At 65.6% G+C, this 16,176-nt stretch carries 10 protein-coding genes; 6 read left to right on the plus strand and 4 right to left on the minus strand.

Annotation, left to right across the window (positions count from 1 at the left end):
• The first annotated feature begins 2 nt into the window (after positions 1 to 2).
• Positions 3 to 842 (plus strand): class I SAM-dependent methyltransferase, encoded by an 840-nt coding sequence (locus tag P8R42_15180; GenBank protein ID MDG2305958.1) that lies wholly within the window; start codon positions 3 to 5, stop codon positions 840 to 842.
• Positions 843 to 853: 11 nt separating this feature from the next.
• Here the strand turns inward: P8R42_15180 and P8R42_15185 are convergent, their stop codons facing one another.
• The gene (locus tag P8R42_15185; GenBank protein MDG2305959.1) at positions 854 to 4,108 is read right to left on the minus strand and encodes an NHL repeat-containing protein; all 3,255 of its coding nucleotides are present in this window, start codon (positions 4,106 to 4,108) and stop codon (positions 854 to 856) included.
• 112 nt (positions 4,109 to 4,220) lie between these two features.
• Here P8R42_15185 and P8R42_15190 point away from each other — a divergent pair, with 112 nt between their 5' ends.
• Complete coding sequence (locus tag P8R42_15190; protein MDG2305960.1) at positions 4,221 to 5,513, plus strand: hypothetical protein; 1,293 nt, start codon at positions 4,221 to 4,223, stop codon at positions 5,511 to 5,513.
• 243 nt (positions 5,514 to 5,756) lie between these two features.
• Positions 5,757 to 8,516: a hypothetical protein gene (locus P8R42_15195; protein ID MDG2305961.1), complete on the plus strand. Its 2,760-nt coding sequence runs from the start codon at positions 5,757 to 5,759 to the stop codon at positions 8,514 to 8,516.
• A 64-nt stretch (positions 8,517 to 8,580) separates the two neighbouring features.
• On the opposite strand, the gene P8R42_15200 is transcribed toward P8R42_15195, so the two are convergent.
• Positions 8,581 to 8,976, minus strand: coding sequence for a hypothetical protein (locus P8R42_15200; protein MDG2305962.1), 396 nt, complete (start codon positions 8,974 to 8,976; stop codon positions 8,581 to 8,583).
• A gap of 206 nt (positions 8,977 to 9,182) precedes the next feature.
• On the opposite strand from P8R42_15200, the gene P8R42_15205 reads away from it, so the two are divergent.
• From P8R42_15205 to P8R42_15215, 3 genes are all read left to right on the plus strand, one after another.
• On the plus strand, positions 9,183 to 10,112 hold the full coding sequence (locus P8R42_15205) for a hypothetical protein (protein ID MDG2305963.1): 930 nt from the start codon (positions 9,183 to 9,185) through the stop codon (positions 10,110 to 10,112).
• Positions 10,113 to 10,226: 114 nt separating this feature from the next.
• Positions 10,227 to 12,446, plus strand: coding sequence for a sulfatase (locus tag P8R42_15210; GenBank protein MDG2305964.1), 2,220 nt, complete (start codon positions 10,227 to 10,229; stop codon positions 12,444 to 12,446).
• 44 nt (positions 12,447 to 12,490) lie between these two features.
• Positions 12,491 to 13,540 (plus strand): class I SAM-dependent methyltransferase, encoded by a 1,050-nt coding sequence (locus P8R42_15215; GenBank protein MDG2305965.1) that lies wholly within the window; start codon positions 12,491 to 12,493, stop codon positions 13,538 to 13,540.
• On the opposite strand, the gene P8R42_15220 is transcribed toward P8R42_15215, so the two are convergent.
• Both P8R42_15220 and P8R42_15225 read right to left on the minus strand, forming a co-directional pair.
• Positions 13,537 to 14,790, minus strand: coding sequence for a glycosyltransferase family 4 protein (locus tag P8R42_15220; protein MDG2305966.1), 1,254 nt, complete (start codon positions 14,788 to 14,790; stop codon positions 13,537 to 13,539). The two genes, P8R42_15215 and P8R42_15220, sit on opposite strands and share 4 nt — an antisense overlap.
• Complete coding sequence (locus P8R42_15225; protein ID MDG2305967.1) at positions 14,787 to 16,019, minus strand: LL-diaminopimelate aminotransferase; 1,233 nt, start codon at positions 16,017 to 16,019, stop codon at positions 14,787 to 14,789. The genes P8R42_15220 and P8R42_15225 overlap by 4 nt, the downstream gene beginning before the upstream one ends.
• Positions 16,020 to 16,176: the final 157 nt, after the last annotated feature.

Raw genomic sequence — 16,176 nt, forward strand, 5'->3', positions numbered from 1 at the left:
CAATGGGATGGTTCCGACGACGTAGTTCCCAACCGGCGCCGGAGCCGCTAGCGGCGCAAAGCGGCGACGGCTGGGGCCCTACCTTCTGGCCCGACCTCGAGGAACTCATACCGCCGCGTGACCTGTGGGTGGGCCCCCAGGATCCCGTCTCCCATTTCCTGCGGTGGGCCTGGGAGTACCGGTCGTACCTCGTCCTCTTGTGCGGACTCCGGGCCGGCTCCAGCGTCCTCGAGGTCGGCTGCAACCACGGCCGCACGATGCTCGGGCTTGTCGACCTGCTCCAGCCACCTGGCCGCTACGAGGGCCTCGACATCCTGCCGACGCAGATCGAGTTCGCGCGGAGGGAGATCCAGAGCCGCTACCCACACCTCCGATTCACGGTGGCCGACATCTTCAACGGGACTTACAACCCTGGCGGCGCTATTCCGGCCGACCAGTACGTCTTTCCCTACGAAGACGCGACCTTCGACATGGCGTACGCGGCGTCGGTGTTCACCCACCTCACGCCCAACACCGCCCTGAACTACCTTCAGCAGACGCGCCGCGTCCTGCGCCCGGGCGGCAAGTGCCTGTACAGCTTCTTCATTCTCGATCGCTACGAGGGCAAGGGAACGTCAGCGTGCGAGCTCTATGAGTTTGAGCACCCACTCGAAGACGAGCGCGGCGTCGCCGTGCACGACCCCGAATTCCCCGAGAACGTCATCGCGTTTTCACGCGAACGGATCGATGAACTGGCGGCCCAGGCGGGACTCGAAGTGGAGCGGATTCTCCCCGGGTTCTGGACAGCAACTCAAGAGCCGGTCACGAGCGAGCAGGACCTCGTTCTGTTCCGCGCCCGGTAGGACGGAACGACTCAGTTCAGCGTGAACCCGCCATCTTCATCGCCCGTAGTCGACGAGAATGGAATGAACGGGGGGTTCAGCACCATCACGTAGGCGGCACCGCCCTGAGCGCCGGCCGGCACCTGGAAGGTGAACTGGTTCTCCGAGACGATGGTAAGCGGGATGTTGGATGCCCCGCCGCCGTCGAGACCGCCGAAATTCTCGACGCCACCGCCGGTCTGAGCGAAGAAGTTGATCACGGAGAGCGCCGAGAAGCCGGCGCCGTCGACCGCGATCGTCGTTCCGTCCTGACTGATCGACGTGATGTCGAGCGCTTGTCCGATCGGCACGGACACGGCATTGGAGATGACCGTCCCCGTGTACGGGTTATTGACCACCTGGAATGAACCGGGCCCCGTCACCGTACCGGCCGGGATTTCGATCTGGAACGAGGTGTCGGTTCCGCCGGCGAGCGGACTGAGCGGTCCGACGTTCCCAACCGCGGTGAAGAGATTCACGAGAGGGCCGTTGAAGCCCGTGCCTTCGATCCAAATCGTCGAGCCCTGGGAGATGACGGTCTCGATATTCGCCGTCGGGATCGTCGGGTCGACCGCAGTGAGAGGAATGCCGTCGATCGCGAGGACCGTCGGCATATTCCGAGTCGGGTCGCCGAACAGGAGCTGACTCTGCGACGGCGACTGGATGAAGCCCTCGTCCGTGTTGATCACGACTGCTGTCACGAAACCATTGCCGAGCGTGACCTCGGGCGGCACGAAGAACCAAAGGAGGCCCGGCGTGATGAAGTTCGGAACGTACGCTCCGAAGTCCTCCGGGCCCGAAGCCGTCGCAACGAAGAGCTTCACCTGCGACCCCGGCGTGAAGCTCGATCCGGTCAGGAAGAAGAACTGCCCGGCGACCATCGGGACGGGGCTCGGGTCGAGCCCGATCGCGTTGCCCCCGTTCGAATCGAACCAGGTGACCCGCGAGTTCTCACGATCGGCGATGAAGAGCCGCCCCGACGGATCCATATCGAGCCCGGCGGGATTCGCCTGCGTGTCTGCATCTGGAGGCGTCACGGTGTTGGTCGTGAAGTCCGGCTGGCCGAGCACTTCGTCGGGCACCAGGTCACCACTCCCAAACGGGGTGTGAAAGACCAGCGTTCGGCTGTTCCCGCTGTCTGTGATGTAGACGTTGCCGGCCCCGTCCTCGTAGATGCCCATCGGCTCGTTCAGGGTCAGCGCACCGACGCTCCCACCCCGGTTCGCCGCACACGAAGTGTAGTTGCTCTGACCGAAAATCGTGGTCGCGCTCATCCCGTTGGAGAACGGCGGAGAGAAGACGAGAACTCGATGATTGAACGTGTCTGCAACGTAGACCCTCCCGCTCGCAGCCGCGTGCACGTTCCCCGGGCTCTTCATCTGTGTCGCGGAACAGCCGGACGAGTACGGGGGAAAAACACTCAGCGAAACGAACGTGCTCTGACCGAGAACCAGGTTCGCGGACGAGGCTCCCGAGGCAAAACGGACGACCCGATGATCGAGCGTGTCGGCCACCCAGACGTCACCCGATCCATCGACATCCACGCCGCGCGGACCGGCCAAGCTCTCTGCCGCACCCCAGGGCCAATGCGGGTTGCGATCACTGAAGTCGTCCTGGCCCAGCACTCCGTCCGCGGTGCCGTCGTTCGCGAAAGGATCGTCGAAGCGCAGGATTCGACTGTTGCTGGTGTCGGCGACGTACACCGCACCGACGCCGTCCACCGCGACGCCTTCCGCAAAGAAAAGCGACGAAGCGTTCGCGACCGCGTCGGCCCCATCCTGCAGGGGACTGTTGAGCGCAGCATTCGTATGTCCTTCTGCAAAGCCTGCCTGGCCGAGCACGAGATCCGCGGGCTGGCCGGTTGCCAGCGCGTCGGTCGAGGCATACCCGAGAAGTCGGTTGTTCCCGATGTCCACCACCCACAATCGCGCCGGGGAAACGGAGGAGTCGACCGCCACACCCGTAGGGTTGTTCATCCGATCATCGGAGGGCTCGTTCGCGAACGCGCCGATGAACAAGTCCTTCCCGAGGACACGGTCTGCGGTAACTGCCCCCGGCACGGCACCGGTCGGATCCTCAAACTGCAAGACCCGGCTATTGTCGCGATCGCAGACCAGCAGGGTTCCGCTCGCATCGCGCGCGATCCCGCGGGCGCCCCAGACGCCCGCAGCGCTCGGAAAGCCGTCCGGCGCGTCGTGGATGTTCGTAGAGAAGGTCGGGGTCTGATCGCGATCCGCCTGGCCGAACACGCGCGCCGCGGTCTGGCTCGAAACCGGCGTATCGAACTCGAGCACGCGGTTGTTCGCCGAATCACCCACCCACAGCCGATTCGAGGAATCGAGGAGCAGCTTTTCCGGGAAAGCGAGGCTCGACGCCGACAGGCCATTCTTGTTCGCGACCCCGCTCGAGAAGCTGCCGCCCTGACCGAAGACGATCGATGCCGCCTTGCCGCCGACCAGCGGGGTCGCGTACGTCAGCACACGGCTGAAACCCTTGTCCGCGACGAAGAGCCGGCCGGAGGAGTCGAAGGCGACATCCGTGGGGGAACTCAGGGTCGTCGTCGAGGCGGCCCCGGGGCCCCCGATCTGCAAGCTCGACGCGGCCCCGGTGACGACCGACGAGAACTTGAGAACGCGATGGTTCGCCGTATCCGCGACCCAGACCGAACCACCACTGTCGACGGCAACGCCTTCTGGCGAATTGAGCCCGGCCGAGGACGAACCCGCCACTCCGGTGCCAAGCGAGACCTGACCGAGTGCCACGTCGGCAGTCGGATCGTTCCAGGGGTCCGAGAAGCGAAGCACGCGATGATTCCCGGTATCCGCGACGTAGAGCGTCCCGTCGCTGGCCACGGCCACCCCGCGCGGGAAGCTCATGGTCATCGAGCCGACGACCCCGGTGTGCCCGTGATTGCGGAGCCCCTGACTGAAGTCCAGCTGGCCGAAGACACGCACCGCAGTCGCCTCGGTCGGGAGATCACAAGAGGCACCCGCACACTCGAAGGCAATGACTCGACTGTTGAACGTGTCGGCGACGTAGACCCTCGTGTGTGCGACCGACGGATCGACGACGATGTCGTAGGGGTAGAACAGGCCGGTCGCATTGGTGGTGTTCAGGTGATTGCTGATCAGGTTGCTCGCGCCGATAGAGATGCGCGCATCGGGATCGACTGCGGCAGGCGCCGAGTCCGCGACAACCACCGAAAGCGAAATCGCGAGGATCAGAGTGTGAGTAATGACTGTGCCCATGCGGAGGGAATTCCCCTCCTACTATCGGCGGGGTTCACGTGTCGCGTGAACCCCACTCTTGGAACACCGGACCGGTCGCAGCCCCGCGCGCCGCATGGCATAGGACCACTCAGTGGCTCCAGCGACGCACACACCACCCGCATTGTGGAAGACGGTCCTCATCGGAATCCTGTGCTTCGGCGTCTATCAATCGAACCGCCTCGTCCTGGAGGAAATCGACGCCATCCCGACAGCTTATGTCGCCTGGTCACTTGTCCGCCACGGCGACCTGAGTCTCGAGCGGTACCCCGAGATCCACCGGTTCAATCGCGTCGTCCTGTCGAGCCCTGCCGGGCGGGCTTCGAAATACCCCCCTGGAATCGGCATCGCAGCAACGCCCTTCCTGGCACCGATCGCCTGGTACGGCGCACCCCTACCTACCTACGAAGAGATGCGCTGGCTCGGCAAGCGGACCGGTTCGGCGTTCACCGCGGCGGCCACCGCGCTCTTCTACTGGCTCGCCGTCCAGGTCGCCCCACGGGGCGCGCTGCCGGCGACCCTCGTCGTCGGCCTCGGAACAACGCTGATGAGCACGGCTGCACAGGCCGGATGGGCGCACGGCCCCGCGACGTTCTGGATTCTACTCGGCACGTGCTTCCTGTGGCGCGAGCCAACCTCGCTGCGGCGCGGCACTCTGCTGGCGCTCGCATCCGGCTTCACATTCGGCATGGCAGTTCTCACGCGTGCGATGACCGGTCTGATGCTGGGTGCCGCCGGCCTCTCCGCGCTCGTGGACCGGAGGTGGCGTACCGCGGTTCTACTCGGAGTAGGTGCGGCCTTACCGCTGTTCGCCCTCTGGGCGTACAACGCGCACTTCTTCGACGCGCCGGCGACCGGCGGCTACGCCCTGGAGAAGTACTCGCGAGGAAACTGGTCGACTCCGACGCATTGGGGCCTCGCGGGCTTGTTGATCTCGCCTTCGCGCGGCCTATTCGTCTTCTCTCCGGCACTCCTGCTCGGCCTCGCCGGCCTCGGCCAAGCCCGAAGATGGTTCCTCCCCTCCGGCCCGAACCGGGAACGCGCGCTCGCTGCGCTCCTTCTCGGCAGCGTCCTTCAGACCCTCCTCTGCGCGACATGGATCGGCTGGCATGGCGGCTGGACCTACGGTCCGCGTCTCCTCACCGAAACGATACCGGCTTGGGGGCTGCTGATGGCGGTCGGGTACGAACGTTGGGCGACGACCGCTCCCCGTAAGATCATCGCCGTCTTGCTCGTCGTGCTGTCGATCAGCGTCAATTGGGTCGGAATCACCGAACGAAGCGGCTACCAGGCCTGGCACCGGCGGGTGAAGGCGAGAGAGACCAGCTACTGGGCGATCCGGGACAACGTGATCGCGGCGCAGATTCACGGGGCTCCACCGCCCTGAGCGACCCTGCCGAGAGGCCACTGGGCCGACGGCGCTCGGCGACGCGATCCCGCCCCAGCCAAACCCTCTTAAATAGCTGTTTTTCTTAAGTTCTTTGGCGAGCGACGACCGGCAGATTCCCGCACTTTTTTCGCACTCAGAAAAATTCGCCGTGGTAGCCTCGGGCTAGTTCAGCGGGCGCTCGCCCGCAACCGGCGACGAACGTCGTCAGGTCTGGACCCACCCCCAAGAAGAAAGCGTGTCGTGAACAAACTCACTATCTCATTCCTCACCGCCGCAGCGGTTGTACTCCTCTCTACGTCCGTGCGTGCGACGGTCGAGAGCGACCTGTGCACCGGCAACCCCTGCGTCGTCACGAGCGACGTCACGATCGACCCTGGCTCCGCCTTGGACTTCACGGGTCAATCGCTGGTGATCAACTCGGGGGCCTTCCTGCGGGTGGGCGCGGGCATCAACCCGCGTGTCATCTCGATCACCGCGGACGAGATCACGATGAAGCCGAACGCGCGGGTCCTGGGTGATCCGTCCGGCGCGAACAACAACGGTGATCGCGCCCGGGTTACCCTGCAGTCGGTCGTCGGCAACATCACGATGGAAACGACCGGCTCGACGCGCTCGAGGATCGACGTGTCCGCCGACGACATCGAGGGCGGCGACATCAACATCATCTCCGCCGGCGATGCGATTCTCGACGGCCTCCTCGATGCGAGCGCCCAGGGTGAAGACGCAACCGGGGGCGACATCGACGTCCAAGCCGCCGGATCGGTGACGATCGGCGAAGAGTTCTCTGCCGAAGCCGGTGGTGACTTCGCGGGCGGTGGCGACATCAACATCACCGCAGGGCTCGACATCCTCGTGGATGCCAAGTTGACGGCCGAGGGTCAGGACTTCGGCGGCGGGGACATCACGTTCTTCGCCGGCGGCTCCATCACGTTCAACGACACGGTCCTCCTGTCGGGCGGAAACCCCGATGGCGAAGCCGGCGAACTGGACGCCATGAGCGGTGGTGACATGGTCGTCTCCCCGGGCGCCATTCTCCGCGGACAGGGTGGCGTCGGTCCCGATGAGGATTGCGGCGACGGCGCGTCGATGTACCTCGACACGGGCGGCAGCATCATCGTGGACGGAGAGATCGACGTGAAGGGTGGCCTCCACTGCTTCGGTGGAGACCTCGTGTTCGACGCCCGCCTCGACTTCATCCAGGGCGCCACGAGCTCAATTTCAACCTCCACCGGAGGCTTTTTTGGCGCCGGCGGGGCAATCGACATCACCACCGGACGAAGCTCCTACCTCGGGGACATCGACGGTTCGTCCCCCGGATTCGGCGCCGACGTACTGGTCCTGTCGCCTCACACAATCGACATCTTCGACAAGATCACCGTGCGCGGTAACGGCAACCCTGAGAGCATCGGGGGCCGAATCGAGATGGCGACTTGTGATCTCAACGTCCTGGCCGGCGGAGAGCTGGACTCCCGGTCCACTCTGGCGTTCCCGGGCTTCGGTCAAACCACCTTCAAGACCGGCGGTCAGACGACCATCACCGGCGACCTGATCGCCGAGACGGAGAACGAACTCTTCTACCTATCGTTGGTACCGGTCGTCACCGGGTCGGTCTCGCCCGCCCCCACGCTCCTGCAGGACGTGACGATCGCCGCCTGCGGCTACTGCGGCGACGGCGTCGTCTCCGGTGGCGAGGTCTGCGACGACGGCGGCAGCGCGAGCTGCGACGGCTGCGCCGGCCTCTGCCAGCGAGTGGACGACGTCTGTGGTGATTTCATCCTCGAGTGCGGTGAGGAATGCGACGATGGGAACCTCACGCCCGGCGACGGATGCGAGGCGGACTGCACCGTAGCGCCCCCGAGCCCGACGCCCACGTCGACTCCGACCCCCACTCCGACGCCGACACCAACCCCGACCCCCACCCCGACGCCGACACCAACCCCGACCCCCACTCCGACGCCGACACCAACCCCGACCCCCACTCCGACGCCGACACCAACCCCGACGCCGGTTCCCACGGCGACTCCGTCGCCCACACCAACCCCGGCACCGACCGGAACACCGATCCTGCCACCGGGAAAGCCCATCCTGGATCCGATCGCCGCGCCCATCGTCGTCGGCGAGACTTCCGTGCTCGACGGCTCTCAGTTCACCGCCGGCTCGGTCGTCCTCGCGTTCATCGCAACTGCGTCGGGACCGGCCGACTTCGGACCGTTCACCCCCTCAGCATGGACCCCGACCTCACTCACGTGGGACGTGCCGAACACGCTTCCGCTCGGGAACGGCTTCGTCTCGCTCCTGATCGTAAACACCGACCAGAGCTTCCAGCTGTCCACGCTGCAGAGCCAGGCACTCTTCGGTTCTGCCGGGGAGAACATCCCGACCATCCTGACGGTGGACGGCGTGGCCCTGAGCGCGCTCGATCCGACAATCCCGACCAACAACGTCGAGACCATCGTCGCCGCCGGGACCACGATCGTCCTCACCGGTACGGGCTTCAACAGCCCCCTTGTGAACCTCTTCACTGCGGCCGGTAACGTCGGGCCGCTCGCACCGGTGTCCGGGTGGACAAGCACATCGTTCGAGATCACGATCCCCCCAGGGACCGTCACCGGTCCGGGTGCTCTGCAGGTCGTGAACACTCCTTACACGGGCAACGTGCTTTCGAATGCCGTCTCGGTTCCGATCGGCGAAGCGCTCGACATCACCTCGATCAGCCAAAGCAGCACGACGGTCACGGTCAACGGCGCCGGGTTCTCCTCGCTGTCGGTGATCAACTTCTTCGCCCAGACCGCCGGTGGAGTCGCCAATCTCGGCGGGCTAAGCGGCGGGGGAACGGCGAACATCGCACTGAACGTCATCTCGTCGAACCAGCTCACGTTCCAGGTTCCGGCGGCCGCACAGAACGGCGCAGCATACGTGATGGTGCTCAATCCGCCGTTCATTGCGTTCTCGTCGACGACCGGCGATTCGGACGGAGGCTTCACGCTCTCGGTGCCCTAGGCGCGGGCGCCGCTATTTCTGGCCGGAACATGCAGCGGCAGGAACTGTACTTCGCGTACACCCCTCACGGAACGAGCGGCGCGAGCTGGTCGAGATTCGACTCTTGGGCAACGCGCTGCAGCCGCAGGTTGAACGAGGACGAGCCGGGCCCAGCGGCCAATGCCTGCAGGTAGTAGATCGCCTCGACGACGGTCACTCCATGCAGCTGAATCCCCATCTGCTGTGGATCGTCTCCGTGCCGCGACGTCCAAGTGCGGTTCAACGCGAAACTCAATTGCCGCACCGCATCGGTCGCAGAAGCCCTGAGCGGGACCTCGATCGTGCGCGTCCACGGGGTCAGCCAGTGCGTTGCCAAGGGACGACCATCGAGAGAGATCGTCAGTACGAGAGGACGGGGCCGACCCCGCAGGAGCAACGCATCGCGAAACGCGACGCGGGGAACCCCGACTTCCAAAACCAACGACGTCGCTCCAGGAGAATCGATGAGAAGCCCGCACCAGCGGCGAGACCAACGGAACTCGCGCCCATCTTCGCGCTACGCCTCGTAGCACCCCTGAGCGCAGACCCCCGAAATCGAACGTCCGCAGTATAACGGCCTCTTGGATGGTCGCCGCCCTCGCTGGTCTCGCTTGACTGACCTCCCGGTCCTGGGATGATCACTCGCACGTGAAGACCGTCTCGAAGACGACGACGCGCGCTGTGGCGGCGCTCACCCTCGGTTGCGCCCTGCTCGTGTGGACGCAGGTGCGCGCGCTCGAAGTCCCCGACGTCTCGGGGGACCAGCTGATCTTTCTGTACGACGCCCGCGCCGATCGCATTCCGTTCCTCGGCGTCGCGAACACGACGGACGAGCGCGTATTCGTCGAAGTCGCGTTTTACGACGCGGGCCTCGACAGCCGTGTGGCAGACGCCGTCGTCGAGATCCTGCCCGCCGCTAACGTGATCATCGACCCGAAGAGCTTCGCCGATGGCGGAGCCATCGGGCACGCCGGGCTCGCACTCGTGACTCCAGTCGAGGGACCCGACGATCGCCGGGCGGTGGTGCCACCAGGCCCGCTCACCGGGGTCTTCACCCTCGCGAACCTCGCACTCGGGTCGGGCTTCGGTCAGAATCCGTTCGCCCGCTCCGCGGTCGATGGGGACGGCAAACGACCTCCCTCCGGAACCGTCGTCGACGGTGCGGACGTCGCGTACGAGCGCTTCGCACCCGAGGTCCTCGTGATCCCGGTCTACTTCAACCCGCAGACCCTCGAACCTCCAGAGCTTGACGGGAACCGGGTCCTGCTCGCAACGTTCCAGGACGACTACGGCGTGCCGTTCGGCGTGAGCGGACGGTCGGACAACGCAATGGCCGTCTTCTTCGACGCCTCCGGCAAACGCCTGATCACGCAGCCCGCACTGGTGAACGGCGTCCTGCTGAGCAACCTGCAAACACTCGCAGACGGCATCACGCTCGACAGCAGCGGGAAGGTCTTCTTCGACGTCGACCCCGGCGAGGGCAACTACCTGGGGCTCTACAGCCAATCGCTCGGCACATTCGCCGCCGGCCAGCGACTGCCGTCGGTCGCCCTCATCCCAACCGGCGCCGGCTCCTAGTGCACCGCAGGCGACATGGCACCAACGCCTTGTCGCTTACGATGCACCAGCACTCGAGGCAGGACGTTCGTCCGACGTTCGGGTCGGCGTTCACGTCGCCCCTTTGCTAGAACCGTGTCCACCTTGGCGGGCAGTCGACTCAAGAGCCTCTGTACTCACACGGGCTGCCGGGCGATTCTGGCAATCGTCGTCGCACTCGCAGGTGCGCCGGGCGCGCACGCAGGCGTCGAACGACTCGATCTCCTCGCGCACCTCGCCGCCGCCGACCCGCTTCTCCCGACCCGAGAGATCGATCTCGGAACGCGGGAAGCACGACGGGATCGCGCGCTCGCGTCGGGTTGGCTCCTGGACGAAAGCGACGGCACTTCGACCTACGTTTGGGCCGAGGGGCCTCATGCGGCGCTGAAGCTGCGGGCACTCGGCCCCGCGGGCTCAAAGCTGACCTTCCGCGCGTATGGACCGCCCGCGCCGATCTCGATGACGGTCTCAATTGCCGGTGCGGCATTGGACGTAACGGAGATCGCCGAGGGATGGCAGGAATACTCTGTGCCGGTGCCGGCCGGGGCTCTAAGCGCAGGGACGAATCTGCTCGACCTCGATTTCGTCGGGTCGTTCGAAGAGCCCGCTGGACAGAAGCGGACTCTCGCCGTCGCCCTCGACTTCCTGCGCGTGGGCGACGGTGGGCCCAGCACGAAGTCTCCTGCGGGCTCCGGCGCAACCGGCTGGGCCGACGACGCCGGCCGGCTCCATCTACCCGCCCATACCGGAATCTCTTGGAAGACGCGGATCCGAGAAGACGCCTCGCTACGCCTACGCACGGCGGGCGGGGCTCCGGCGGCGACCGTGCTCTCCGTCTTCTCCCGGTCCGGTGGGAAGACGCTGGGAGTGCCGTTCGGGCCCAAGGCCGACGAGGACGGCTCGGACTTGCTCGAGCTGTCCGCCCCTCCCACCGGAGACACCGAGATCCTGCTGACGAACGACAATGCGTACCCGATCGTTCTGGACCACATCGGGCTCGAGCGGAGCACTGCGGCCTCACGTTCGACAGACACACCGCCGTCGGTCCTCCTGGTTGTTCTCGATGCGCTGCGCGCCGACCACGTGCACAGCCTCGGCTACCACCGCGAAACGACCCCGTGCATCGACCGTCTTGCGGACGAGTCCGTGGTCTTCACCGAAGCGTTCGCTCAGGGACCGATGACCCTCGTCTCGATGGCGTCTCTCTTGACCGGTACCCATGCACCGACGCACGGCGTTCGGCCGAATGTTCTTCTGAACACCGACATCCCGACCGTGGCCGAAGCCATCCGAGCGAAGGGCTACGAGACGGCGCTCATCACCGCCAACCCGTTCTTGGGGAAGGCCTTCGGGCTCACGCGTGGCTTCGACGACATCCGTGAGCTCTTCCGCACCGCCGCTGCGGAGGAGCGTGGCGTCGATGGCGTCGTACGCGCCGAACTCATGACGGAATCCACCTTGGAGTTTCTCGCCACCCCGCGAACCCGTCCGAGCTTCGTGTTGGCCCACTACCTCCAGCCGCACGCACCGTATGCCCCGCCTCGGTCACGCTGGGGTCGGTGCGGTTCGAAGGACGCGGGGTTCGACGGTCGAGGGTCCGTTCTCTTGGACGCGACGGAGAAGAGCCCCGAGGCGGCTCGGGCCCTAAGGCAGGACGCGGTCGACTGCTACGACGACAACCTGCTCTACGTCGACGGCGAGGTCTGCCGAATCGTCGAGCAGCTCGAGCTTCTGGATCTCCTCGAAACGACCGTCGTCGTCCTGACTGCCGACCACGGGGAGCAGTTCCTCGAACACGGAGCCTTCCAACACCCGGGCGAGTATCTCTTCGACGAGCAGATTCACGTTCCGCTCCTGATTCGAGCACCCGGAAAACGACCTCGGCGGACCAGCGCGCTCGTCGAACTCGTCGACCTCAGTGCGACACTTGTCTACCTCGCAGGCGCGAAGACGCTGCCGGAAAGCGCGGGCCGCCTGCTGCCGCTCTCCGAGGACGGGGGGGGGGCTGAGGCGACGTCCGTGCTCTCTTTCGGCCCAGGCGCCACCTGGCAACAGGGCGGCTGGAGATCCTCGATCCGAACCAAGGACCATAAGCTCATCCGGAAAACGAACGGCGAGATCCACCGAATCTTCGACCTGAGGAACGACGCCGCTGAGATCGTCGACCTCGCAGGCGATCCGCCTGCGGAGGCGGAGCACTTGCGTGAAGAACTCGAAGTCCTGTGGAAGAACGCCCCCGCACCGAGGTCTCGCGGCGCGACTGCAATCGATGCCGACCTCCGCAAGCAGCTCGAGGCCCTGGGCTATCTCCGGTAGCGACGTCCGCAGCACCGTGCTTTGACTCCGGTCCGGGGAAGTCGGTGAAGCTGGCGCGCGGGCATTTCGAGGAAGTACGAAACGAGGGCGGCTCGCTCCTGGTGCGCGGGTGGATGCTCGTGCCGACGAGCCCGCTCGAAGAGCTGGTCCTCCTCGTCGACGGCGAGCCACGTCAGGCGTGCCCTCCGACCGACCGAGAAGACGTACTTCAGGTGTATCCGCACCTTCGGCACTCGGCCCACACCGGGTTTGACTTCCGGATCGACGGCCCTCCGCACGCGGGCGAGATCGAGATTGAAGGGCGGGCCGGCGGACGGGCCATTGCCCGGCTTCGGACACCGTTCCGCAGCGACCTCGAGACCTTCGTTCCGTTGCCGCCCGCCGAAATTCTGGAACGCACCATCGGCCGATCGAGTCCCGAGTACTACCGCGCGGAAGGCCTGCGGTCGTACTCCGAGTTCCGCGGTGCGGTGGAGCGACATCGCCCGCTGAGCTCGATACGCCGGATGCTCGACTGGGGCTGCGGCGGCGGGCGCAACACGGTCCACTTCCTGCACGACGGACCGGTCCCAGAGGTGCATGGCTGCGACATCGACGGCGATTCCGTCGCCTGGTGTCGCGAGAGCCTTCCGACGGGACACTTCGAGCACGCCTCGCCCGAGCCGCCCACGCCCTACGAGGACCGCTTCTTCGATCTCGTGATCGGGTGCTCGGTGTTCACACATCTGACCGAGCCCATGCAGGAAGCGTGGCTTGCGGAACTGCGGCGGGTCCTCGCACCCGGGGGGCTCCTGGTCGTGTCCGTCCACGGCGATTTTGCCGCATCCCTCCACTTCCAGGGAGCGGACCGTTGGCGCCGAAGGCTCAAACGCCTTCGCGTAGGGACGCCGGAGGCCCGTGGATTCGACGATCTGGGTGAAGATCCTCGCCTCGGTACGGTTGCGCCCCCAGGGTACTATCGCGCGGTATTCCAGACCCGCCGCTACACGATGCGGCACTGGTCGCGAACGTTCGAGATCGTCGACTACATCCCGGCGGGGATGCACACTTACCAGGACCTGGTCGTTCTCCGGCGACCAGACGAGTCGCCTTAGCCGCGCGCGGCGGTCCGTACGTAGCTCTCGCGAAAACGCCGCGCGACGGCAGGCCACGTGTGACGGTTTCGAACGCGCTCTCGGCCCATCAAACCCATCCCCCGTGCCCACTCGGGGTTCTCCACGAGGCCGAGCGCCGCCGAGGCGAGAGCGGCCGCATCACGAAACGGGACGAGCACGCCGTCCTGCCCGTCGCGCACCACGTCCGGGACGGCACCGCGGCGGCAACCGATCACAGGCTTCGAGGCCGACCACGCTTCGAGGAACGCCACGCCGAAGGACTCATATCCCGACGGGTATACGAAGGCGTCGATGGCGGAGAAGAGGCGCGGCTTCTCGTCCTCTTTGAAGTCATAGTGCAACATTACCTTGCGCCGAGACCCGGGATCGTACTGCGCCACGCGCGCCTCGATCTGTGCTGCAAACTCCGTGTGCGAACCGGCGATGAGAAGACGCGTCTCCGGGCGACGGGCCCAGATCGCCGGCATCGCGTCGAGCAACGTGTCGACTCCCTTGTGGACACCGAGTTGCCCGATGAATCCGACGACCGGATGCTCCCCAAATCCGAGGGCCTGCTTCGCCGCGACCGGATCGACCGCGTCGAACGGCTCGGGATCGACACCGAGTCCGATCACCTCGACGTTCTCGAGCGGCGCCCCCTCCGCAACGACGTGCTCGGCCTCGAAGCCGGTGTAGGCAATGTAGAGATCCGCCTGTCGAATCGCGCGATGGATCATCCCCCGGTCGTAGCCCCAGCGATCCTCGGGGTGCATGCCGCCCACGAGGATACAGGGCCGTCCGCCACGGCGTGCGCCGCGCAAGGCTTGGTACATGTGGCGAAGGGGGAAGGACGAAGCCACCACGACGTCGGCCGGGTGCGCGCGGACCGCCTCGGTCAGCCCGGGGATGATCGGCCCGGCGTACCACGTGCGCAGATACTGGTTCAGCGGCAGGCCCAACCGAAACGCGACTTCCTGGATAGGCTTCAGCACCGGCCCGAGGGACCGCACGACGTGAAATCGCCGAATCGAGACGCCGCCGCACGTCTCGATCCCGGGCTTCAGGTGCGGGTGGCCCGGGCGCGGAAACGCTTCGGCGCTGTAGCAATCACTGGTGAAGACCGTCACATCGTCCCCGAACTGCGAGACGAGTTCTTCCGAGAGCCGCTGGATGACGCGCTCGGTGCCCCCTACTGCCGGGGCGTACCCCTGAACGACGTGCAGGATTCGGAGGGGACGGTCGTCGCTCACCAGGTCGCCTCGGTCACGCGGGAAATCGCCTCCTCCACCTTCTCACGCGAGTTGAACGCGGAGAGGCGGAAGTAACCCTCGCCCGACGGACCGAAGCCCGAGCCGGGAGTCCCCACGACATGCGTCTTCTCGAGCAGCTTGTCGAAGAAGTCCCAGGACCCCAGACCCGCCGGAGTACGGAACCAGATGTACGGCGCGTTCTCGCCTCCGTAGACCTCGAGTCCGGTCTTGGACAGGCCCTCTCGGATCATGCGCGCGTTCTCCATGTAGAAGCGGACGACATCGTTCGTCTGTCGCCGCCCTTCCGGGGAGTACACCGCGGCCGCGGCCTTCTGCACGGGGTAGGAGACACCGTTGAACTTCGTCGTGTGGCGGCGGTTCCACAGGCCATTCAGCGAGACCTCTTCACCCGAAGCCGTCTTGCCCATCACGGTCTTCGGCACGACCGTGAAGGCGCAACGCGTCCCAGTGAAACCCGCACTCTTCGAGAAGCTGCGGAACTCGATCGCGACGTCGCGGGCGCCTTCGACTTCATAGATCGATCGCGGCAGCGAAGGATCGGAGATGAAGCCCTCGTACGCGGCATCGAAAAGGATGATCGCGTCGTTCTTCTTCGCGTACGCGACCCACGCCGCGAGTTGCTCCTTGGTCGACACCGTGCCGGTCGGATTGTTCGGCGAGCACAGGTAGATGAGGTCGACGGCGCCGGACGGCGGCTCGGGGTTGAACCCGTTCTCGGCGACGGCCGGCATGTAGACGATCCCGGCGTAGTGGCCGGCGTCGTCCGCTTCGCCCGTTCGGCCGGCCATGACGTTCGTGTCGAGGTAGACCGGGTAGACGGGGTCGGCCAAGGCCACCACGTTGTCCAGGCCGAAAATCTCCTGGATGTTCCCGCTGTCGCACTTCGAGCCGTCCGAGACGAAGATCTCGTCGTTCTCGATCGAGACACCCCGAGACTCGTAGTCGTTCTCACGAATCAGATCGAGCAAGAAGCCGTAGCCCTGCTCCGGTCCGTAGCCGTGGAACGTCTGCTCGACGGCCATCTCGTCGACCCCGGCGTGGAACGCCTCGACGATCGCCGGCACGAGCGGCTTCGTCACGTCGCCGATGCCCAGTTTGATGATCGCGGCGTCCGGATTGGCCTTCTGGAAGGCCCCGACCCGTCGGCCAATCTCCGGAAACAGGTAGCCAGCCTGCAGCTTCAGAAAGTTCTCGTTGATACGCGCCATGGCCGGTGGATTACCCATTGTGCGGCAACGGCGCTACCGGTGGCGAGGGGACGTTGGTTAGTCTCGCCTTTTTTGTTTAGTCGTCGGCCGTCGGCTGGCGCTGCGTCTTAGAGAAGGTCCCGCGGCGACTAAACAAAAAAGGCGAGACTAACCAACG

This window comes from Candidatus Binatia bacterium (genome assembly GCA_029243485.1).
Classification (GTDB): Bacteria; Desulfobacterota; Binatia; order UBA12015; family UBA12015; genus VGTG01.